At 66.0% G+C, this 20,445-nt stretch carries 20 protein-coding genes and 1 tRNA gene; 6 read left to right on the plus strand and 15 right to left on the minus strand.

Annotation, left to right across the window (positions count from 1 at the left end; all coding sequences use genetic code 11):
* Positions 1–103: 103 nt before the first annotated feature.
* Both AB0L82_RS26485 and AB0L82_RS26490 read left to right on the plus strand, forming a co-directional pair.
* Positions 104–1,150, plus strand: coding sequence for a DUF2330 domain-containing protein (locus AB0L82_RS26485; RefSeq protein WP_364641708.1), 1,047 nt, complete (start codon positions 104–106; stop codon positions 1,148–1,150).
* A 277-nt stretch (positions 1,151–1,427) separates the two neighbouring features.
* Positions 1,428–1,730: a DUF397 domain-containing protein gene (locus tag AB0L82_RS26490; RefSeq protein ID WP_364641711.1), complete on the plus strand. Its 303-nt coding sequence runs from the start codon at positions 1,428–1,430 to the stop codon at positions 1,728–1,730.
* A gap of 1 nt (position 1,731) precedes the next feature.
* Here AB0L82_RS26490 and AB0L82_RS26495 read toward each other — a convergent pair whose 3' ends face one another.
* The 5 genes from AB0L82_RS26495 to AB0L82_RS26515 all read right to left on the minus strand — a co-directional run bounded on the left by AB0L82_RS26495 (position 1,732) and on the right by AB0L82_RS26515 (position 6,814).
* Positions 1,732–2,691 carry an alpha/beta hydrolase family protein gene (locus AB0L82_RS26495; RefSeq protein ID WP_364641714.1) on the minus strand — a complete coding sequence of 320 codons (960 nt, stop codon included), beginning with the start codon at positions 2,689–2,691 and terminating at the stop codon, positions 1,732–1,734.
* Between the two features lie 129 nt (positions 2,692–2,820).
* Complete coding sequence (locus tag AB0L82_RS26500; RefSeq protein ID WP_364641717.1) at positions 2,821–3,258, minus strand: HIT family protein; 438 nt, start codon at positions 3,256–3,258, stop codon at positions 2,821–2,823.
* A 103-nt stretch (positions 3,259–3,361) separates the two neighbouring features.
* Positions 3,362–4,783 carry an adenylosuccinate lyase gene (purB, locus tag AB0L82_RS26505; protein ID WP_364641720.1) on the minus strand — a complete coding sequence of 474 codons (1,422 nt, stop codon included), beginning with the start codon at positions 4,781–4,783 and terminating at the stop codon, positions 3,362–3,364.
* A 160-nt stretch (positions 4,784–4,943) separates the two neighbouring features.
* Positions 4,944–5,549 (minus strand): TetR family transcriptional regulator, encoded by a 606-nt coding sequence (locus AB0L82_RS26510; RefSeq protein WP_364641723.1) that lies wholly within the window; start codon positions 5,547–5,549, stop codon positions 4,944–4,946.
* A 92-nt stretch (positions 5,550–5,641) separates the two neighbouring features.
* A complete protein-coding gene (locus AB0L82_RS26515; RefSeq protein ID WP_364641726.1) occupies positions 5,642–6,814 on the minus strand; it encodes a pyridoxal phosphate-dependent aminotransferase in 1,173 nt (390 codons plus the stop codon).
* A gap of 650 nt (positions 6,815–7,464) precedes the next feature.
* On the opposite strand from AB0L82_RS26515, the gene AB0L82_RS26520 reads away from it, so the two are divergent.
* Positions 7,465–8,226 (plus strand): M23 family metallopeptidase, encoded by a 762-nt coding sequence (locus AB0L82_RS26520; protein WP_364641818.1) that lies wholly within the window; start codon positions 7,465–7,467, stop codon positions 8,224–8,226.
* Between the two features lie 28 nt (positions 8,227–8,254).
* Here AB0L82_RS26520 and purD read toward each other — a convergent pair whose 3' ends face one another.
* On the minus strand, positions 8,255–9,541 hold the full coding sequence (gene purD, locus AB0L82_RS26525) for a phosphoribosylamine--glycine ligase (protein ID WP_364641729.1): 1,287 nt from the start codon (positions 9,539–9,541) through the stop codon (positions 8,255–8,257).
* A gap of 468 nt (positions 9,542–10,009) precedes the next feature.
* Between purD and AB0L82_RS26530 the strand changes: the two genes are divergently transcribed.
* The gene (locus AB0L82_RS26530; RefSeq protein WP_364641733.1) at positions 10,010–10,435 is read left to right on the plus strand and encodes an HIT family protein; all 426 of its coding nucleotides are present in this window, start codon (positions 10,010–10,012) and stop codon (positions 10,433–10,435) included.
* Here the strand turns inward: AB0L82_RS26530 and AB0L82_RS26535 are convergent.
* The 5 genes from AB0L82_RS26535 to AB0L82_RS26555 form a co-directional block, all read right to left on the minus strand.
* Positions 10,411–11,874: an ATP-binding protein gene (locus AB0L82_RS26535; RefSeq protein WP_364641736.1), complete on the minus strand. Its 1,464-nt coding sequence runs from the start codon at positions 11,872–11,874 to the stop codon at positions 10,411–10,413. The genes AB0L82_RS26530 and AB0L82_RS26535 overlap by 25 nt on opposite strands.
* A complete protein-coding gene (locus tag AB0L82_RS26540; RefSeq protein WP_364641739.1) occupies positions 11,871–12,605 on the minus strand; it encodes a response regulator transcription factor in 735 nt (244 codons plus the stop codon). The genes AB0L82_RS26535 and AB0L82_RS26540 overlap by 4 nt, the downstream gene beginning before the upstream one ends.
* Positions 12,606–12,726: 121 nt before the next feature.
* Positions 12,727–12,798 (minus strand) — tRNA-Thr (locus tag AB0L82_RS26545).
* Positions 12,799–12,963: 165 nt separating this feature from the next.
* A complete protein-coding gene (locus AB0L82_RS26550; protein WP_019931522.1) occupies positions 12,964–13,206 on the minus strand; it encodes an MbtH family protein in 243 nt (80 codons plus the stop codon).
* A 139-nt stretch (positions 13,207–13,345) separates the two neighbouring features.
* Positions 13,346–14,149, minus strand: a complete 804-nt coding sequence (locus tag AB0L82_RS26555) for an alpha/beta hydrolase (RefSeq protein WP_364641742.1) — start codon at positions 14,147–14,149, stop codon at positions 13,346–13,348.
* A 205-nt stretch (positions 14,150–14,354) separates the two neighbouring features.
* Between AB0L82_RS26555 and AB0L82_RS26560 the strand changes: the two genes are divergently transcribed.
* Positions 14,355–14,525: a hypothetical protein gene (locus tag AB0L82_RS26560; RefSeq protein WP_364641745.1), complete on the plus strand. Its 171-nt coding sequence runs from the start codon at positions 14,355–14,357 to the stop codon at positions 14,523–14,525.
* A gap of 3 nt (positions 14,526–14,528) precedes the next feature.
* Positions 14,529–16,013 (plus strand): trehalose-6-phosphate synthase, encoded by a 1,485-nt coding sequence (locus AB0L82_RS26565; protein ID WP_364641748.1) that lies wholly within the window; start codon positions 14,529–14,531, stop codon positions 16,011–16,013.
* Positions 16,014–16,302: 289 nt separating this feature from the next.
* Here the strand turns inward: AB0L82_RS26565 and AB0L82_RS26570 are convergent, their stop codons facing one another.
* The 4 genes from AB0L82_RS26570 to AB0L82_RS26585 all read right to left on the minus strand — a co-directional run.
* On the minus strand, positions 16,303–17,175 hold the full coding sequence (locus tag AB0L82_RS26570; RefSeq protein WP_364641751.1) for a hypothetical protein: 873 nt from the start codon (positions 17,173–17,175) through the stop codon (positions 16,303–16,305).
* Complete coding sequence (locus AB0L82_RS26575; protein ID WP_364641754.1) at positions 17,172–18,029, minus strand: aspartyl/asparaginyl beta-hydroxylase domain-containing protein; 858 nt, start codon at positions 18,027–18,029, stop codon at positions 17,172–17,174. The genes AB0L82_RS26570 and AB0L82_RS26575 overlap by 4 nt, the downstream gene beginning before the upstream one ends.
* 12 nt (positions 18,030–18,041) lie before the next feature.
* Entirely contained in the window at positions 18,042–19,286 is a 1,245-nt protein-coding gene (locus AB0L82_RS26580; protein WP_364641757.1) for a fatty acid desaturase, read from the minus strand.
* On the minus strand, positions 19,273–20,445 hold a 1,173-nt coding region (locus AB0L82_RS26585), incomplete at its 5' end, for a thioesterase domain-containing protein (protein ID WP_364641760.1). The genes AB0L82_RS26585 and AB0L82_RS26580, both read right to left, overlap by 14 nt.

Here is a 20,445-nt window from a genome sequence, read left to right on the forward strand (position 1 = left end):
CGGTGGCTAATCGTGCTCGCGCCGCGCCCGCGCGCGCATCGAGCGGGATCGGCGAGGCGAAAAGTCCGAGGCGGGAACTCCCGCGCGTGCGTACGCTGCCCCCATGCTGTTGCGTTATGCGGCGCGACTGCTCGCGGTGGTCGCCACCGTGGCGGGTGCCGGGGGAATGGGTTTGGCCGCACCGGCTTCCGCGTGCGCGTGCGGCGGCATCGCGACACCGGGCGGGGTCACCGCCCGGGTGAACGAGGAGACCGCATTGCTCGGCTGGGACGGGCAGCGCGAGACGATCGTCATGCGCCTCGGTCTGCAGAGCGGCGGGGACAAGGCCGCGCTCATCGTCCCGACTCCCGCACCGGCGACCGTGACCGCGGGCGATGCCGGAACCTTCAGCGAACTGGCCCAGCTGACCGCACCGGAGTACGTCACCGACCGGGACTGGTTCAAGGCCGACAGCGGCCGGGATGGCGCGGCCATGGCCTCCGCGCCCACCGGCGGCGCACCCACGGTGCTGGATCGGGTGCAGCTCGGCCCGATCGAGGCGACCACGCTCACCGGCGGTGATATCGCCGGTATTCAACAGTGGCTGGGCGACAACGGGTATGAGATGAAACCCGAGGTGATCGCCACCGTGCGACCGTATCTGGACGAGCACTGGTCATTCGTGGCCATGCGGCTCACCAGTTCGGTTCCACTCGCGGGCAATCTCGATCCGGTGCGATTGAACTTCGCGGCCACGCATCCGGTGTACCCGATGCGGATGTCGAGCGCGGCCACCGCACATCAACTTGTGCACCTGTACGTGCTCGGCCCGCATCGGGTGCGGCGCAATGACTCCGATGCCGACTCCCAGGCGGTCGCCGTGGACTTCGCGGGCCGGATCCGCAATCCACAGGACGCGGACCTACGGCAATTGAGCGCGAACGGACACGACTACCTGACCGAACTATCCGTGAATATCACCGATCCCGCGCGGATCGCCCACGATTTCAGCTTCGCGGACGCCCCCGAGGACAAGGATTACCGGCAGGTCATCCATCGCTCCGAAGCGATCGAATTCCTCGGCGTACCTGCCGGTTTCGCCCTTGTCGCGGCCGCCGCGACCGCGTTCGTACTGTTCGCTCTCCTGCTCCGGCGCGTACCGCGCCGCTGAGCTACCGCCGGCGCGTGCGCGCCGAGACCACATGGCGGGTGTGGTCGTACAGATAGAAGACAGCCGCCTTGCGCCTGGCGCACTGATCGGTGGGGCAGCTTCTATGCACACTCAGGATGCTCTGGGCCAGTTCGGTATTGAATCTCTCCGGCACCACATCACAGCTGTCGGAGAGAGGAGCTGCTCGCTGTTGTGACCATGGCGTGCGCACCACATACCTCCTTCTGCAGACACAGAATGGAATATCCGATCCGACCGCTCCGCAAACACTGGCATTATGAGTGCGATCTACATCACCGACCAGTACTCGCAACGTCACCGCATCCGGGAGTCCGAAGTGGAAGCCGAGTCCATCGCATCGCCCGACACGTCCAAGAACCGTGAGATCGAGCCCGACGCGGTGTGGCGGCGCGGCGACGACAGCACCGACGGCGTCGAAATAGCGTTCCTGGCCAGCGGAAACATCGGCCTGCGGGATTCCCGCAATCCGGACGGACCGGTGCTGATCTTCACCCCCGGCGAATGGCGCGCCTTCGTCGCCGGGGCCAAGGACGGCGAATTCAACCGTCCCGGAAAGTAACTCAGGCGCCGATCGCCGGGCCGATGGTGGGCCACGACTCGTGCAGGGTGTCCTGCCAATACGACCACGAGTGCGTGCCCACCGGGCTGTAATCCACCCGCGCCGGGATATTCATATCCTTCAGATGCGCCGCGAACGAGTTCACACAGGCATTGACCCCGAGCTCGATCGGCCCGCCGAAGAAGATGTTCTCCGGCAGCTGCGGTTTGATCTCCAGCTCATGCGGGCCGGGCAGCCCGGTGCCGGTAGACAGGTAGATGGTCTTACCGCGCAACCGCTCGGTCAGCAGCGCCGGATTGTGCGCCGCCCACGCGCCGTCGCCCGGACCGCCCCACATATTGAACGGATTGCCGCCGCGATTCGCGATGGAGAACAGGATCGCACCCTGCGCGATGGTCAGATCCGGGCAGGCGCTGTACCCGGCCACCGCGCGGTACAGCTCCGGATGCCGCACCGCCAGCACGAAGGCCGCGACGCCGCCCATCGAGAGCCCGCCGATGGCGTTCACCCCGTTACCGGCGAAATAGTCGTCGATGATCGGCGGAAGTTCTTGTGTCAGAAAGGTTTCCCAGCGATACCGGCCGAAACGCGGATCGTCCGCGGCCCAATCGGTGTAGTAGCTGGCCTGCCCGCCCATGGGCAGCACCACATTGACGTTCTTATCGCGGAAGAAGGGTTCGGCGTCGGTGGCATTGGTCCAGGTGCTCTGGGTCGCGCCCGGATCCAGACCGTCCAGCAGGTAATAGCTGGAACGTGCGCCACCACCGGCCGGATGCAGAACCTGCACCTGAATCGTGCGGCCCATGGCGGGCGAATCGATGAATAACGCGGAGCGGGTGGCGTTGAGATCGTCGACGCGGATCACCTGCGCCGCCCGGGCGGTTGCCGGTGGTGCGAGCACCGGACTGAGCAAACTCGCGGCAAATGCGAAAACCGCTGCGGCAATGACACTTCTACGCATGGCCCCACCTCCATCAGCCCACCACAATCGCGTTCCAACGTAACTCGAGTGCCGGTGGGCGCGAGGAATATTCGGCCCATGGCGTGTCCTTGGCAAACCATTCGGTTCGCATATGCTAATGCGCTCAGGCTATGAAACACCAGGGTTTCGCTGCAATGCGCCCCGAATCGATCCCGCCAGGTAATCCAGGTCCGCCCGCTGCGGAGAAGTCGCTCGCGCGCGCAGGCCGAAACCATCGCCCGGTGTCCGCGGAATCACATGCAGGTGCACATGGAAAACCTCCTGCCCCGCCGTCACCCCGTCCGCGAGGAAGAAGTTCACGCCGTCACAGTTCACCTCGGACTCGCGCAGCGCGGCAGCCAGCCGCTGCCCGACCTGAAAGAGCTTGCCGCCCAGCTCCGGATCCAACTCCGCCAGACTGCGCGCCGGAACCCGCGGAATCACCAGCAGATGACCGGGCGTCACGGGCCGAATATCCATGAAGGCAACAACATCCGCGTCCTCGTACACCATGCTCGAAGGCGCGGTGCCGGCGATGATTTCGGAGAAGATCGTGTACGGATTCATGCCCGGCAGCCTGCCACGCGACTACCTGACGCAGGAGGGGCCGCCCGAGAAAACACTTCGGCCCCGGTGCGCGGTGCACACCGGGGCCGAAAAACCCGCGCTGCTACAGAATCGGGGCCGGGGTGTAGCGCGCCGCCTCCGGATTGGCCGACACCAGCTTCTGCACCTGCGCGATAACCTCCGCGGTCTGCGCCTCCGCCGCGCCGATGAAGGCCGAACGATCCGCCAGCGCGGCATCCAGGGCCGCGCGATCCAGCGGCATCCGGTCATCGGCGGCCAGGCGGTCCAGCAGATCCGGCTCCTGGCCCTGCTCCCGCATCGCCAGGGCCACGGCCACGGCGTGCTCCTTGATGACCTCGTGCGCGGTCTCCCGGCCCACACCGGCCCGCACGGCGGCGATCAGCAGGCGGGTGGTGGCCAGGAACGGCAGATAGCGGTTCAGCTCGCGATCGATGACCGCCGGGTACGCGCCGAATTCGGCCAGGATGGTCAGGAAGGTCTCCATCATGCCGTCGACGGCGAAGAACGCGTCCGGCAGCGCGACGCGGCGCACCACCGAGCAGAACACATCGCCCTCGTTCCACTGCGCGCCCGCCAGCTCGGCGGCCATGGAACCGTAACCGCGCAGGATCACCTGCAGGCCGTTCACCCGCTCCGCGGAGCGGGTGTTCATCTTGTGCGGCATGGCCGACGAGCCGACCTGGCCCTTCTGGAAGCCCTCGGTCACCAGTTCGTGCCCGGCCATCAGGCGGATGGTGTGCGCGAAAGACGAAGGGCCCGCACCGATCTGGACCAGGGTGGAGAGCACATCGTGATCCAGCGAGCGCGGATACACCTGGCCGACGCTGGTGAAGACGTTCTTGAAACCGAGGTGATGCGCCACCTTCTGCTCCAGCTGCGCGAGCTTGCCCGCATCGCCGTCGAGCAGATCCAGCATGTCCTGGGCGGTGCCCATCGGGCCCTTGATACCGCGCAGCGGGTAGCGGTCGATCAGCTCGCGCAGGCGGGTCAGCGCGATCAGCAGCTCATCGGCCGCGGAGGCGAACCGCTTGCCGAGGGTGGTGGCCTGCGCGGCGACATTGTGCGAACGACCGGCCATGACCAGCGACTGGTATTCGGCGGCCCGCTCGGCCAACCGGGCGGCGATGGCGACGCCGTGCGCGTACACGTGCTCGAGCGAGAGCCGGATCTGCAGCTGCTCGACGTTCTCGGTGAGATCGCGCGAGGTCATGCCCTTGTGCACGTGCTCATGCCCGGCGAGCGCGTTGAACTCCTCGATGCGGGCCTTCACATCGTGCCGGGTGACCCGCTCGCGCTCGGCGATCGAGGCCAGATCGACCTGATCGACCACGCGCTCGTAATCCTCGACCACCCCGGCGGGCACATCGATGCCCAGCTCGGTCTGCGCCCGCAGCACCTCCAGCCACAGCCGCCGCTCCAGCACGATCTTGTTCTCCGGCGACCACAGCCGCACGAGATCGGGACTGGCATAGCGGGTGGCGAGGACGTTCGGCACAAAGGTCACTGTGCCTATTTTGCCCTCCGCTTCGCTCCGGGCGGTTCGCGGCCCCTGAAGTCTCGGTTCTTCCCTCCCTCCGCTCCCCCGCTTCGCTCCTCCGCTCCGCTCAGTCCAGAACCGAGACGGGCCGCGAACTTGGGGTGCATGTCTGCCAGGGCCGGGGCAATCAGGTTGGGGGAGCGACGATATCGATCACTTCGAGTAGTGCGGCGCGGGCCATGCGGCGGGGTTGCGGGTCGGCTTCGCCGAGGGCGGTCACCACCGCGCCGTCGACTACCGCGACGAGTCGACGGGCCTGCTCGGGCCGGACTATGCGGTCGGAGCGGCGTAGGACGTCGGCGAGCAGGTCATCGAGCTGGGCGCGTAGTCGGAGTTGGACCTCGCGTAGCTCAGGATGGCGGGCCGAGGCCACCGAACGCTCGTAGCGGGCGATGAGCTGGCCGCGGGCATCGGCGTCGGCGTGCTCGGAGCCGATGAGCAGATCCAGCACCAGATCCACGGTCGCGTCCGCGCCGCGGCGGCGATGGGTCACCTCGCCGACCCGGCGGCGCATGGCATCCAATTCGGCATTGCCGGAGAATTCGACCGCGCGCGCGATCAGATCCTCCAGGGATTCGAAGTAGTACGTGGTGGACGCGAGCGGCAGTTCCGCGCGCGTGGCCACCGAGCGATGCCGAACCGCCTCGAAGCCGCCTTCGAGCAGTAGCTCGGCGGCGGCGCAAACCAGCGCTTGGCGACGCCTTTCGCCTTTCGGAGTCGTCGCAGTGGTCACGGATGCAATCGTGCCAGTCCTCATAGGTTCATCTGTGCCGAATCTGTGCGATCTGTGGTGATTCCCTAGGAACGGCGCTCCCGAAGGTCCGTTCAGGCCAGATAGCGTCCCAACCGGTCGAGTGCTTCTTCGATATCGGCGCCCGCGCCCGCGAATGAGAACCGCACGGTATGAACACCGTTCACGGTGTCGAAGTCGATGCCGGGGGCCAGCGCGACACCCGTCCGGTCGAGCACCTCCGAACACCAGCGCATCGAATCATCGGTCAGATGCGCGATATTCGCGTACGCGTAGAACGCGCCGTCGGCCGGAGCCAGTTCGGTGATGCCCAGCTTCGGCAGACCCGACAGCAGCAGTTGGCGATTCGCGGCATAGCGGGCGACGTGACCGTCGAGTTCGGCCTTGGCCTCCGCGCCGAACGCGTGCACGGCCGCGTACTGGGAGATAGCGGGCGGACAGACGGTCATATTCGAGGCGAGGCGTTGCAGCGCCGGGCGCATGCCCTCGGGGACCAGCATCCAGCCGAGCCGCCAGCCCGTCATGGAGAAGTATTTGGAGACCGAGCCGATGACGATGGACTCGCGCGAGGTCTCCCAGGCCGAGGAGGTCGGCTCGGTGCTTGTCGACAACTCCGTGTCGTAGACGATGCCGTGATAGATCTCGTCCGAGATGAGCAGCGTGCCGTGGTCATCGCACCAGCGCGCGAGCGCGGCCAGTTCGGCGGGCGCGATCATGGTTCCGGTCGGATTGGCCGGGCTCGCCACGATCAACCCGGCGGGCGGTTCGGGCAGCGCCTCCAGCATGGCGACGGTCGGCTGGAATCGGGTCTCGGGACCGCAATCCAGTTCGATCACATCGCAGCCCAGCGCGGTGAGGGTGTTCCGGTACGCCGGATAGCCCGGCCGGGCCACCACGACCGTGTCCCCCGCATCGAACGCCGCGAGGAAAATCAGCGTGAAAGCACCGGACGACCCGGTCGTCACCACCACGTCATCGGCGCTCACGGCGACCCCGTAGGTGTTCCGGTGATGCGCCGCGATGGCCTCGCGCAACGGCAGAATCCCGAATGTCTCGGTATAACCCAGCAATTCGGAATTCAGGGCCTGTTCGGTCGCCCGCAAAACCGCGCGCGGAGCGGGGGTTGACGGCTGTCCGGCCGCCAGCACCAGCACATCCCCGTGAGTTCTGGCTCGTTCAGCTGCTGCCTTCCAGACATCCATCACGTAGAAAGGTGGAATGGTCGACCGGCGAGATTCGATACGCACTCGACAGACGGTAGAGCACCCGCTCCCCCGCCTGTCCCGCAATGGCCGCCGGAATGCCTGAGGAGGAGCGTATGCAGGGGGGACCGACCACCACCGAGGAGGACTCGGCGGCACACCACCCCGCCGGTTCACCCCCGGCAACCGACAAAACGGACAGCACCGAGGCGAGCCCCCAGACATCTGAGGCGGAGAGCCCAGTCGAGCGAAACGGCCAAGCGGACGCGGATCGGTCTGCGGCGAGCCGGGACCCGCACCGCGAAGGTGATGATCCGACCCGGGAATCCGAGGCAGGTGCCGAGGAATCCGATGCCGCACTGGACCTGGCGGAGCGCGCCGAGGGCGCGGACGCGGGTGAGGGAGCGGAAGCGACCGGGCACGAGTCGGGTGAGCGCGGATTCCGGGCCGGGGTGGACAGTTTCATGCCGGGGGTGCGGATGCGGCTCGATACCCCCGGGCGCGGTACGGCATTCGTGCGCGCGGGCGTGGCTCGCGGGGTGCGGGCCGGGGCGCAAGGGGTGGCTCGGGTTCGTGAGCAGGTGCCCGTGGTTCGTGAGCAGGCGGTCGAATTCTGGGGGCGGCGGCCGCGATCGCGGGCCGAGTTCGATGAGCTGGTGGAGCGGGGCAAAGGCGAGGTCCGGCGGCAGGCGCCGGTGGCCCGGGCCTGGGCGATCAAGCATCGGGTGCTGATCGGCGGGGTGGTCGCGGTGCTGGTGTTCGCGGCGGCGGACAGCGGGATGGGGCTGGTCTCGTATGACACGGCGGTGGAACCCGGTGTGGCGCTGCGGGTTCCGGTGGCGAACCCGCTGCAGGTGCATACCGCGGCGGAATCGGCCAAGCGATATCTCGATGCCATCAACAGCGGCGAACGGTTGCGTGAGTCGGCGGTGGTGGCCGCCGCCGCACGAGCGACCCTGGACCGCGCCAAGGCCGAGGCCGCCGCGGCGGTGGCCGGGGAACAGCAGCCGTGGATCACCGGGCCCGCACCGCAGGGCACACTGCCGCCCGGATTCGTGATGCCGAGCATCGGCGGATTCGTACTGCCCGCGGTGGGCGCGTTCACCTCCGGCTTCGGGGCGCGCTGGGGCACCTTCCACGCGGGCATCGATATCGCCGCACCGCTGGGCTCACCGATCTACGCGGTGGCGGCGGGCACGGTCATCGACGCCGGTCCCGCACAGGGCTTCGGCCTGTGGGTGCGCATCCGCCACGACGACGGCAGTATCTCGGTGTACGGCCACATGTACGACTTCTTCGTCTCGGTCGGCGAACGCGTCCCGGCGGGCATGCAGATCGCCCGCATCGGCAACCGCGGCGATTCCACCGGCCCGCACCTGCATTTCGAGATCATCATCAACGGCCAGCACGTCGACCCCCAAACCTGGCTCGCCCAGCGCGGCATCTCCCTGAACTGACCCTGGGCGTAAAACGAACTCGCGTTCGTCAGACCACCGGGGTGGGAACGGTGATCCGGCCTTCCACAGCGGCGAGGGCGATATCGGTGCGGAAGTGGCCGCCGGGGAGCTTGATTGCGGCGAGGCGGTCGTAGGCGTTCTTGCGGGCCTCGGACAGGTCCGCGCCCTGGCCGACGATGGAGAGCACGCGGCCGCCGGCGGAGACGATCGAACCGTCTTCGCGCAGTGCGGTTCCCGCGTGCAGGACCTCGGAAGTGGTTCCGGTGCCGGAGGATTCGGCGCCGGTGATGACATCGCCGGAGCGCGGGCGGCCCGGGTAGTTCTCGGCGGCGAGCACGACGGTGACGGCCGCGCCGTCCTTCCAGCGTGGGGCCTCGACCTCGCCGAGGGTGCCGGTGGCCGTGGCGAACAGCAGTTCGCCGAGCGGGCTGTCCAGCATGGTCAGCACGGCCTGGGTTTCGGGATCGCCGAAGCGACAATTGAATTCGATGACGGCGGGTCCGGCGGAGCCGACGGCGAGCCCGGCGTACAGCAGACCACTGAACGGCACCCCACGCCGAACCATCTCCGCCGCAACAGGTTTCACCACATCGTCGACGATGGCCTGCAAGGTCTCATCGCTCAGCCACGGCAGCGGCGTGTACGCGCCCATACCGCCGGTGTTCGGCCCGGTATCCCCGTCGCCGACCCGCTTGTGATCCTGCGCGGGCAGCAGCGGCACCACGTTCTCGCCGTCGACCAGGCAGAACAGCGATACCTCGGGCCCGTCCAGGAAGGATTCCAGCAGTACCGGATGCCCGTTCTCCAGCAGTTCGGCCCCGTGCTCGCGGGCGACGGACCGATCGGCGGTCACCACCACGCCCTTGCCCGCGGCCAGCCCGTCATCCTTGACGACCCAGGTCGGCCCGAACCGATCCAGCGCGGCGTCCAGTTCACCCGGATGATCGACGATCTCGCTGTGCGCGGTGCGCACACCGGCCGCGTTCATCACATCCTTGGCGAACGCCTTGGACCCTTCGATCCGCGCGGCGGCCGCGGACGGCCCGAAGGCCGGAATCCCGGCGGCCCGCACCGCGTCGGCGACGCCGAGCACCAGCGGCACCTCGGGCCCGATCACCACCAGATCCGCGTTCAGCTCCCGCGCGAGCGCGGCCACTTCCTCCCCCGAGCTGGGGTCGACGGACCGCACATCCACATGCTGGGCGATGCCCGCGTTCCCGGGCGCGACCGCCACCGCGGTCACCGCCGGGTCCCGGCGCAGGGCCAGGGCGAGGGCATGTTCACGGGCTCCGGAACCGATGACGAGTACGCGCACGGCAGACAGCTTAAAGCGTGCCCGCCGACCACCACCGCCCGGTTCACGCACGATGCGCCCGAAGTTCGCCCGCAGTACGCAATCGCACCCGGCGGCATAGCGGTGCGCAACAGCGTCGGTGCACACCCCGCGCGGCCACGGCAGCCGAGTCATTCGCGGCACGGATCATTTGTCGCGCTGCGGCGGCACTGGAATACCGGCCGTTCGCCGCACCAACCCTTTGCCCCGAGAGCAGGCCGTTCGCGCGTCGAGCACCGCGAGCAGCGGGAGCAGCGGGAGCAGCGGGAGCAGCGGGATCTCGAGGCGGCCACCTGGTGAGCGCGACGCCTCGCGGGTGGTGACGTCGATGACCGCCTCGGTGAGCGCGCTGACCAGTGGTGCGGCGATTGCGGCACACCCGGGCGGGTCAGCGGCCGGGCAGCTGGAGCGCGCGGGCGCCGGTCACCCGGCGCGCGTAATCTGCCGGGCATGGCTTCTGTTTTCTCATTGATCATCGAAGGTCAGCTGCCGGGCCGATTCGTCTGGGAGGACGATGAATTCGTCGCCTTCCTCACCATCGCGCCGGTGACGCAGGGGCACACGCTGGTGGTGCCGCGCAAGGAGATCGACCAGTGGCAGGACCTGGATCCGGAGACCATGTCGCGGATGACGGGCGTCGCGCAGAAGATCGGCCGGGCGGTGCGGGCCGCGTGGGACGCCCCGCGCGCGGGTCTGCTGATCGCCGGGCTGGAGGTGCCGCATCTGCACCTGCACGTGTTCCCGGCGTTCGAACTGGGCGATTTCGATATCACCGCCGCCGATCCGGAGCCGAGCAAGGAATCCCTGGACGAGGCGCAGGCCAAGATCAAGCAGGCGCTGCGCGATCTGGGCTACAGCGCCAATGTCCCGGACTGACCGGTTCGCGGCAGTCGCACGCTGAAGGTCGTCCCCGCACCCTGCGCACTGGTCACCGACACCTCGCCACCGTGCGCGGTGACCAGTGCCTGCACGATCGAGAGCCCCAATCCGGTGCCGCCGCTGACCCGGCTGCGTGAGCTGTCGGTGCGATAGAAGCGTTCGAACACCCGCTCGGCCTGTTCCGGCGCGAGCCCCGGCCCGGTATCGGCCACCTCCAGCAGCACATCGTCCTCGCCGGGCGTGAGCCGTACGGTCACCGCCGCCTCGGGCGGGGTGTGCACGAGCGCGTTGTTGAGCAGGTTGCCCAGGATCTGGCGCAACCGGGTCTCATCCCCCTCGATCTCCAATGTGCCCGAGCCGGAACGGATTTCCAGATCGATGGACCGCGCGGGCCCGTCCCCGCGCTGCACCGCCGCCAGCGCACGGGCATTGTGCACCGCATCGCTGGCCAGCGTCAGCAGATCCACCGGCCGCCGTTCCACCGGCCGCTGCGCGTCCAGTCGCGCCAGCATGAGCAGATCCTCGACCAGCAACCCCATCCGCTTGGATTCGCGTTCGATGCGATCCATCAGCATTTCGGGTTCGGTGATCGCGCCCTGCCGATACAGCTCCGAGAACCCCTTGATGGTGGTCAGCGGTGTGCGCAGTTCATGGCTGGCGTCGGCGACGAACTGCCGCATCTTGGCCTCGGAGCGCAGCGCGGCCTCCTCCGACGCCTCGGTGGCGGCGAACGCCTGCTGAATCTGGGTGAGCATGGTGTTCAGCGACCGCGACAGCCGATCCACCTCGGTATCGTTGCCGCGCACCGGAACTCGCTGATGCAGATCACCGCCCGCGATGGCGGCGGCGGTCTGTTCGACCTGTTCGAGCGGTCGCAGACTGCGCCGCACCACCACTCGCGCGACGAACGCGAGCGCGGCCAGGACGAGCGCGCCGATCACGGCCTGCAACAGGATCAGCCGGTCCAGAATGGTGCGGGTCTGATCCATTCGCAGCCCGACCGTGCTGGTGCCGTTCTGGTTGACGATGCGCAGCACCCGCCACTTCTCCGACGAGTCGCCGACCGAGCCGACGGTGACCGCATGCCTGCCCAGACCGTCCGGTATCGCGGGCTGTCCGGTACCGACATCCAGGTGCAGGGTGAGCTTCCCGGTCGAATCCTGTACGCGCACATAGAGCAGATCGGCCGGGCGCTCGCGGCCCGCGGGCGGCGCGGGCAGCGTTTCGGGCCGATTCGCACCGGGCGAGGCCCAGCTGTGCGCGGCCTCGCTCAATTGCCGGTCGATGCGGTCGATGAGCACATTGCGCATGAGCGTGGTCACCGCGATCCCGGAGACCAGCAGGCCGATTCCGGCGAGCGACACCAGCGCCAGGGCGAGGGTGGTCCGCAGCGGTATCGCGGCGAGCCGATCCGACAACCGGGCGCGTGGGCTCACTTCGCGGCCGACCGGCGATGCGGCTCCCGCATGACGTAGCCGACCCCGCGCAGGGTGTGGATGAGCCGATCCGGCCCGGTGTCGACCTTCTTGCGCAGGTACGACACATAGGTCTCCACCACGCCCACCTCACCGCCGAAGTCGTAGCGCCACACGTGATCCAGAATCCGCGGCTTGCTCAGCACGGTTCCGGCATTGACCATGAAATACCGCAGCAGCGTGAATTCGGTGGGCGACAACGGCACCGGATCCCCCGCCTTCCACACCTCGTGCGTGTCATCGTCGAGTTCGATATCGGCGAACCGCAACCGCGAGGATTTGGTCTCCGGCGCGGCCCGCCCGGCCCGCCGCAGGATGACCCGCAGCCGCGCCACCACTTCCTCGAGGCTGAACGGCTTGGTCACGTAATCGTCTGCGCCCAAGGTCAATCCGGTGATCTTGTCCTCGACCTCGTCCCGCGCGGTCAGGAACAGCACGGGTGCGTCGATCCCGTCCGCCCGCAACCGCCGCAGCAGTCCGAAGCCATCCATACCGGGCATCATCACATCGACGATGAGCGCGTCCGGCCGGAAAACCCGGGCCCGATCCAGCCCTTCGGTGCCGCTCCCGGCGCTCGCCACCTCGAACCCCTGATACCGCAGACTCACCGACAGCAGCTCGACGATCATCGGCTCATCGTCGACGACCAGCACTCTGGCTTCGGCTTCGCGGTTCCCGGGCACACCTGTCATGACCTCATACTGCTGCCCGCGCCCGCGAGTTCGCTGTACCAACCCTGGGAGTTTCCTGGGAGCGATCGCGAGCCGAAAAAAGCCGCCTCCCCATGACCGAAGTCGCGGGGAGGCGGAACAGAGCCCCCTGTCAGGATTGAACTGACGACCTTTCGCTTACAAGGCGAGTGCTCTACCACTGAGCTAAGGAGGCGGAAGGCGGTGCCCATCATAACCAGGTGGGCCGGCTGCGCGGAAAAAGCCGGTCACCCGGTTGAGCGATACCTCATGGAGCTGCACCGAATACGACCGTGGCGCTTGTGGCGCCACAGGCCGCATTCAGGACGTTCCTGTGCAGTACCGGGTCAACCGCTCGATGTCAGGACTGCGCCGCCTGACGTGCCGCATCATCGGCGGCCATGGCATCGCGCAGGCTCTTGGGACGCATATCCGTCCAGTTCTTCTCGACGTATTCGACGCACGCGGCGCGCGAATCCTCACCGAACACGACCCGCCACCCCGCCGGAACCTCGGCGAAGGCCGGCCACAGGGAGTGCTGTTCCTCATCGTTGACCAGGACGAAGAACCGGCCGTCTTCGTCGTCGAAAGGATTGGTGCTCATTTCACCTCACTGGATACTGGCGCTTGTACAGGAACGTTGACGGATCATCTTGGCACTGGGTTGGCACCACAGCGCAAGGACGAGCCCCCGACGTTGATTCGACCCTAGCAAGGGTCGCGTTACGGCTGGGCGGTTACCTTCAGCCCGCGAAGAATTCCAGCAGGATCTTGTTCACGGCCTCGGGTCGTTCCAGGTAGCCGAAGTGCCCGGCGTCCGGGATCTCCTGATAGCGGGCGCCCGGAATGGCCTCCGCGACCTCGCGGGACAGGTACGGCGGGATCATCCGATCGTCCGCGAAGCCGACCGACAGACAGGGCACGGTGATACCCCGATAGGCGGCGGTGCGGTCGAAATCATGGTCCATGCGGCGCTGGGCGCGCACACCGGGGGTGGCCGGGCCGCCGGTGAATTCGAACAGGTCGAGCCAGTCCCGGGCGGCGTGGGTGTCGGCGAGGGTGGCCGGGGACAGGTTCATCAGGGCGGTGATGGCGGCCTCGTATTTGGCGGGCAGCCGCACCCCGGAGGCGTCGAGCTCGTGTTCGCCCAGCGAGAGGGTCTTCTGCAGCTGGTCCAGGCGGGCGTGCCCGGCCATGAAGACGGCCTTGCGCACCAGGTCGGGGCGGGCGAGGGCGAGTTCCTGGGCGACGCGCGCGCCCATGGAGGTGCCGACCACCAATGCCGGTCCCTCACCGAGGAATTCGATGAGCCCGGCGGTATCGCGCACCAGTTCGTCGATGGTCATGCCCTGGGCGGCCTCGTAGGACGGCGCGATGCCGCGATTGTCGAAGGTGCACACCCGGTAACCGGCCGCGACCAGCGCGGGCACCTGGTGCAGTTCCCACACGCGACCGCCGCTACCCGTACCCATGATCATGACGACCAGCGGTCCGGACCCCTTGACCTGGTAGTTCAGCGAGATTCCGTGCACCGTGGCCAACGGCATTACTACGACCCCTTCATCAAAATTGCGCAACAGTTCCTGTCACCACCGTAAGGCAGGGCGATCTGCCCGGACGGTCCGCAGGTGAATCGTCCGTAATGCGTATTGCGTTTCGGGCTCGCTGTACACGCAGGACAGGGATCGTCCCAGCGCTCCGGATAGGATGGGGGCCTCGCAAGCTGAGCAGACTCCACGAGAGGACATGATTATGGCCGCGAAGAGCAGCGCAAACGACATCGCGGACGACGATCTGGAACCACTCGCCGACGAAACAGCCCGTCAGGCACAGCGTGTCGTTGCCGCGTACGCCACCGACGCCGATGAATGCCGCATGTTGCTGTCGATGCTGGGCATCGGTCCCCTTACGCGGAGCGAATGAGAAGTGAATCCGGATAGCGCCGGTTCAGGTTTCGTCGTCGTCGCCAATCGGCTCCCGGTCGACCTCGAGAAACTGCCGGACGGCACCACCCGCTGGAAGCGCAGCCCCGGCGGTCTGGTGACCGCTCTGGAGCCGGTGCTGCGAAACAACAAGGGCGCCTGGGTCGGCTGGGCCGGCGTACCCGATGTGGAACTCGATCCGATCGTCGAAGACGGTCTGGAACTGCATCCGGTACCGCTGTCCTCCGATGAGGTCGCCGACTACTACGAGGGTTTCTCCAACGCCACGCTGTGGCCGCTGTACCACGATGTGATCGTGCGCCCGGTCTACGACCGGAATTGGTGGCAGGCGTATGTGCAGGTGAACCGGCGTTTCGCCGAGTACACCGCGAAGGTGGCCGCCGAGGGCGCGACGGTCTGGGTGCAGGACTACCAGTTGCAACTGGTGCCCAAGATGCTGCGCATGCTGCGCCCGGATCTGACCATCGGCTTCTTCCTGCACATTCCGTTCCCGCCGGTCGAGTTGTTCATGCAGATGCCTTGGCGCACAGAGATTGTCGAGGGTCTGCTGGGCGCGGATCTGATCGGCTTCCATCTGCCGGGTGGTGCGCAGAACTTCCTGTACCTGGCCAGAAGGCTTGCCGGACAGCCGACTTCACGCGGCAACGTGGGCGTGCGGTCGAAACTCGGTGTGGTGCAGGTGGGTTTCCGTACCGTGCGCGTCGGAGCGTTCCCGATCTCCATCACCTCCACGGAATTGGACGAGTATTCGCGCCGCCGCAATGTGCGCGAACGAGCGTCGAAAATCCGTGCGGAGCTTGGTAATCCGAAAACCATCCTGCTGGGCGTCGACCGCCTGGACTACACCAAGGGCATCGATATCCGGCTCGCGGCCCTGGAGGAGCTGCTGCACGAGGGCCGCATCGATCCCGCCGATACGGTGATGGTGCAGCTGGCCACACCGAGCCGCGAACGGGTGGATTCCTACATCCAGATGCGCGGCGATATCGAACGCCAGGTGGGCCGTATCAACGGCGAGTACGCCCGGGTGGGCTATCCGGTGGTGCACTACCTGCACCGCCCCATCCCGCGCGAGGAACTCGTCTCGTTCTTCGTGGCCGCCGACGTCATGGTGGTGACCCCCCTGCGCGATGGCATGAACCTGGTGGCCAAGGAGTACGTGGCCTGCCAGGGCGGCCTCAACGGCGCCCTGGTGCTCAGCGAATTCACCGGTGCGGCAGCGGAATTGCGCCAGTCCTACCTGTGCAACCCGCACGACCTGGAGAGCGTCAAGGAGGCGTTGCTGGCGGCCATCGAGGACGACCGCGACACCCGCCGCCGTCGCATGCGCTCCCTGCGCCGCCAGGTCCTGACCCACGATGTGGACCGCTGGGCCCGCGCGTTCCTGGACGCACTGGCCCAGGATCGGGTGGCGGGCAGCGCCCTGCTCACCGACGACGACGTGGATCCGGGCGTACGCCGGGGTTAGCGCCCCCCGAACGCCCTGTGGCCCAGTCCTTCTCGCGAAGGGCTGGGCCACAGCGTGTTTCGCGGCGCCGAAGCCTACAGCTGGCCGGCGCCCATCATCGCCAGTCCAAGGATGGCAGCCTTGGACAAATACACGCCATACCCGACGAGAGTAATAATGACACTCGCAATCCCCACGTAAATCTCCCTCATCGAAATTCGAAAAGCATTGCCGTACAAATACTCCGAGGTTGGGAACCTTCGGAGATGACGACCTCCGCCGCACTGGAGAAGATCTCGACCTCGGCTGGTCACAGCGGCCTCAACAGCTCCATGTACTCGAGGTAGGCATCGATCGACTTGCGCAGTTTCTCAACTGCTTCCGGAGCGGCCCGCTCGGCCAAGGCAATGGCGGCGCCGATGCCGCGGTCCAGTGACTCGATCGTCGGAACGGCGGGACCGGAGACCAGGGCGTCCAAATCTGCCAGGCACCGTTTCCCCATAGGGGTCGATCCGATCTCGGTGTGCAGATTGTGCCAGCCCCGATCACGAGAATCGGGGGCAAGCGCGGCCTTGACGAGATTCTTGACCGCCGAATTGAACACATGTGTTTCGTGGTAGGCCGCAAACCGCTGGCGACGAATGATCCGTTTGCGGATCAGGAATCCCTGCACCATGATTTCGATCAGCAGCTCGCCGCACGTCCGTGCCTCAGCGGCGGTGCGCGTGACGAAGGCCATGGCCTCCCGGCTGGACAGTGACACATCGATGCCTGCCCTGGTGAACACGGGGCGTGCGGAAACGACGTTCTGGTCGAGAATGCTCTCCGGCACCGCATAGATGTCGAGCTGTCGCAATCGCTCCTGGCAGGCCACCAGAAACACGTAACCCAGCCCACCCAGGTCACCGACGTCGGTGTCACGCCAACCGGGCATGATCGCGTGCAACTCCGCCATCATCAATGCGTCCAGCACTGAGACGAAAGCGACGTAGTCGTCGTCCACAACACCAACCACGATGTCGATATTGGACAGCCGGTCCGCCGTGCCTGCGGCCAGCGATCCACGCACCAACAGCCGTGTTACCGAGGGGCTCGGCGTGAATACATCGATCGCATCCTCGAGCAGCTGGAATTGCTCAGGCCTGTTGAGCACCACCAGGCCGTCCAATAGGAGGTTCCTCATTGCATCACCTCCGCACGTTCGCCACCGAGAAGGATGGTCTTGCTATCGATCCACCGCTGTGCGTCGACGTCACGACCGACCGATTCGTAGGCGGCGGCGATCAACTCGTACAACCGCCCCTCCGGCACACTGCGCTCGTAGAACATCCGCAGCAGATGCTGTTCGCCTGCCCGGTCGTACCCGAGCGTGATCAGTTTGCAGGCCTCCTCCACACGCTGTTCCAGCTCGGCCGGGTCGGCCTCCGGCAGGAATGTCACATCGTCGGGCGCGAGATACGCGTTGTCGGTTACCCGGGAGAGCGCTTCGTCCGAGTAGCAGTCCATGATCATGTGCAGCCGACCCGGCCCCAAAAGGTTGCACGCGCCGTGGACATTCGTCGGGGTCAACCGCCATAATCTGCCCGCGTCCAGGCAGATTCGGGCGCCCCCGGTCACCAATGCCGCCGAGGAGTTGGTCACCAACGGCAGATGCAGCCGATGTCGCTCGACGTCTTCCAGCTCGGCGTAGTCCCGGTGCTCCCATAGAAACGAATTCGGCTCCAACCACGCCAGGCGAACCCACATATAGCGGAGGCCCAGTGAATCGAGAAACCGTTCGGTGATCGGCATCTGCCGAAGCAGCGTGGTGGGTACCGGATCACAGTCGCCAATTCTGACGTCGCACGGATCTCCGCTGCTGTTGAACAACGATAGGGTTCGCCATCCGCCGGATTGGTAGCGGCCGTACTCCACTACCCAGTTGGCCGGCACCGTGAGCGCCTCATGTCGCACATGTTCCAGCACGTCCGAGTCGATGGTGTCGATGCAGGCGATTTGGTTCAGTAGCCCGCTCTGGCCGGCTGTCGTCGTTGCCATCCGAAAAGCTCCTTACTGGTGAGAAATTGCACTTGCGACACCGCGTCCGGTGGTCCGCTGCTCGGCGCGCGCAGTGCGCAGGCCGCGGCGCCTGCCGGTTGCCGGATCGATCGTCGCCACCGCATTGCCACCGAACATCCGCTCGGAGGCCGTCTCCGGGGCATCGTCGGCCGTTCGCCGCAGGTACTTGTTCGGCAACGACAGTTTCGCGATGGTCCGCCACGACTTGAAGTACTGCGCCGGCAGCGATCCCGTGGTGTAAGGCAGGTCGTACGTGTCGCACACCGCCCGCACCCGCACCGCCACCTCGGCCAGCCGGTTACTCGGCAGGTCCGGGAACAGGTGGTGCTCGATCTGATGGCTCAGATTGCCCGTCATGAAATGCATGACCGGGCCGCCGGAAATGTTTGCGCTGCCCAGCATTTGGCGTAGGTACCACTCGCCCCGGGTCTCGGAGTCGACGTCGGACTTGGTGAACTTCTCCGCGCCGTCCGGAAAATGTCCGCAGAAGATCACGATATTGCTCCAGACATTGCGAATCATGTTGGCAGCCAAGTTCGCGACCAACGTCGAGAAGTAGGAGGGGCCCGTCAGCAGTGGAAAGAACACGTAGTCCTTACCCACCTGCTTGCCGATCTTGGCCAGCACCTCACGCCGCTTGTGCGCGAACACTTCGCGGTCCACTCGCCCCTTGGCGACCTTGCCCAACTCCAGGTGCTGAATCGCGAAACCGTACTGAAAACCCAACTGCAACACCAGGTTGTAAACCGGATTGCCGATATTGAACGGCTTCCACTTCTGATCGCGGGTCACCCGCAGCACGCCGTAGCCGATGTCATCATCCATCCCGAGAACGTTCGTGTACTTGTGATGGAGAAAGTTATGCGTGTGCTTCCAATGTGCCGAAGGTCCGGTGTTGTCCCATTCCCATGCCGCGGAGTGGATCTCGGGATCATTCATCCAATCCCACTGGCCGTGCATGACATTGTGCGCGATCTCCATGTTCTCGATGATCTTCGCGAGTCCGAGCATGGTCGTGCCCACGACCCAGGCCGGGCGGAAGGTGCTCGCGAAAAGTACAGTGCGACCGCCGATCTCCAGCGCACGCTGCAATCGGATCACCCTGCGGATGTACTGTGCGTCCCGTTCGCCCAGCGACGAGGTGATATCGCGGCGGATCGCGTCGAACTCCGCGCCCAACGCCTCCACCTCCTCGGGAGTGAGGTGCGCGTACTCCTTCACATCACTGATGGCCATCCTGTTTCCTCCCGAAAACTTCTTCCAGAACCCACGCGTATGACGCCATCGGCACCGGATCCAGCATTTCCTCGTGAGTGCATTCGACGCCGTACTCCACGATCTCGCCTTGGATATACGGCCGCCACAATGCAGACAGATCTTCCTTGTTTTCGGCGAGTAGAGCCGAGAGTATGATTGCCGAGCCATCGAATTTCACCGGACTATGACTGTTTTGCAGCCTTCTGTTGTGCCCGACGTTTTCGGCGATGCGACCGAGCATCGATTCAGGTGGCAGTGGCATTTTGAGATCCGATGCGCTATCCGCCATTCTCTGAACCACCTGGTACGTGAGAGGCTCGATACCCGACGGATCCAGCCCGTTGATCCTCAGATAATCCTCGAGGATCGGGCGCTCCAGATATCCATCCGCCTCCGAATCGGCATCCTTGATCGCAAGGAATGCGTCGACCAGGACCAGGGTGGAGACTTTCTCGCCGGCCCGGGTAAGCTGTGCGGCGATCTCATGGGCGACTCCGCCGCCGAACGACCAGCCCAAAAGGCGATACGGACCATCCGGCTGAGCCTTTCTGATGATCTCCAAATAGTACGCGGCCATTTCCCGGACACTTTCGGATCTCTCCTTGTCGAGATCCTGCGATATTCCGATGATCGGAATGCCGAGATAATCGGCGAGCGGCCTGTAAGGCCAACTCACACCACCTCCCGGATGTATGCAGAACAGCGGAGTTCCCACACCTTCGCTCAATATCTCCACGTGCGAGAATTCCGAATCGACGTCGGCGCCGAGATGATCTTTCAAGGCGCGCACACTCGGCGCCTGGAATAAGGTACGCACCGCGACCCGGACGTCGAACGCATCATGAATCTCGGCGACGACCCGCATCGCCAGCAGTGAATTACCGCCGATGTCGAAGAAGGAGTCATCCACGCCCACCCGTTCCAACCCGAGCACGTGGGCGTAAATAGCGGACAGCACTACCTCGGTCGGTGTCGACGGCGCTCGATACCCATCCCCATTGCCCGCGAAGTCAGGCGCGGGCAGAGACCGCTTGTCCAACTTGCCGTTCACCGTCAATGGCAGCCTGTCCAACACCACCACCGCGGCGGGGACCATGTACTCCGGCAACCGCGCGCCCACCGATTCCCGCACCACCGC

Origin of the sequence: Nocardia sp. NPDC052001 (assembly GCF_040680615.1) — a bacterium.
In the GTDB taxonomy this organism is placed as follows: domain Bacteria; phylum Actinomycetota; class Actinomycetes; order Mycobacteriales; family Mycobacteriaceae; genus Nocardia.

Coding starts and splice junctions, on each gene's coding strand:
- AB0L82_RS26500 (WP_364641717.1), bottom strand. CDS start 3,258: ATGAATCCGTACACGATCTTCTCCGAAATCATCGCCGGCACCGCGCCT.
- AB0L82_RS26560 (WP_364641745.1), top strand. CDS start 14,355: ATGGCCGCGAAGAGCAGCGCAAACGACATCGCGGACGACGATCTGGAA.
- AB0L82_RS26485 (WP_364641708.1), top strand. CDS start 104: ATGCTGTTGCGTTATGCGGCGCGACTGCTCGCGGTGGTCGCCACCGTG.
- AB0L82_RS26540 (WP_364641739.1), bottom strand. CDS start 12,605: ATGACAGGTGTGCCCGGGAACCGCGAAGCCGAAGCCAGAGTGCTGGTC.
- AB0L82_RS26490 (WP_364641711.1), top strand. CDS start 1,428: ATGAGTGCGATCTACATCACCGACCAGTACTCGCAACGTCACCGCATC.
- AB0L82_RS26495 (WP_364641714.1), bottom strand. CDS start 2,691: ATGCGTAGAAGTGTCATTGCCGCAGCGGTTTTCGCATTTGCCGCGAGT.
- AB0L82_RS26580 (WP_364641757.1), bottom strand. CDS start 19,286: ATGGCCATCAGTGATGTGAAGGAGTACGCGCACCTCACTCCCGAGGAG.
- AB0L82_RS26555 (WP_364641742.1), bottom strand. CDS start 14,149: ATGCCGTTGGCCACGGTGCACGGAATCTCGCTGAACTACCAGGTCAAG.
- AB0L82_RS26530 (WP_364641733.1), top strand. CDS start 10,010: ATGGCTTCTGTTTTCTCATTGATCATCGAAGGTCAGCTGCCGGGCCGA.
- AB0L82_RS26570 (WP_364641751.1), bottom strand. CDS start 17,175: ATGAGGAACCTCCTATTGGACGGCCTGGTGGTGCTCAACAGGCCTGAG.
- AB0L82_RS26550 (WP_019931522.1), bottom strand. CDS start 13,206: ATGAGCACCAATCCTTTCGACGACGAAGACGGCCGGTTCTTCGTCCTG.
- AB0L82_RS26575 (WP_364641754.1), bottom strand. CDS start 18,029: ATGGCAACGACGACAGCCGGCCAGAGCGGGCTACTGAACCAAATCGCC.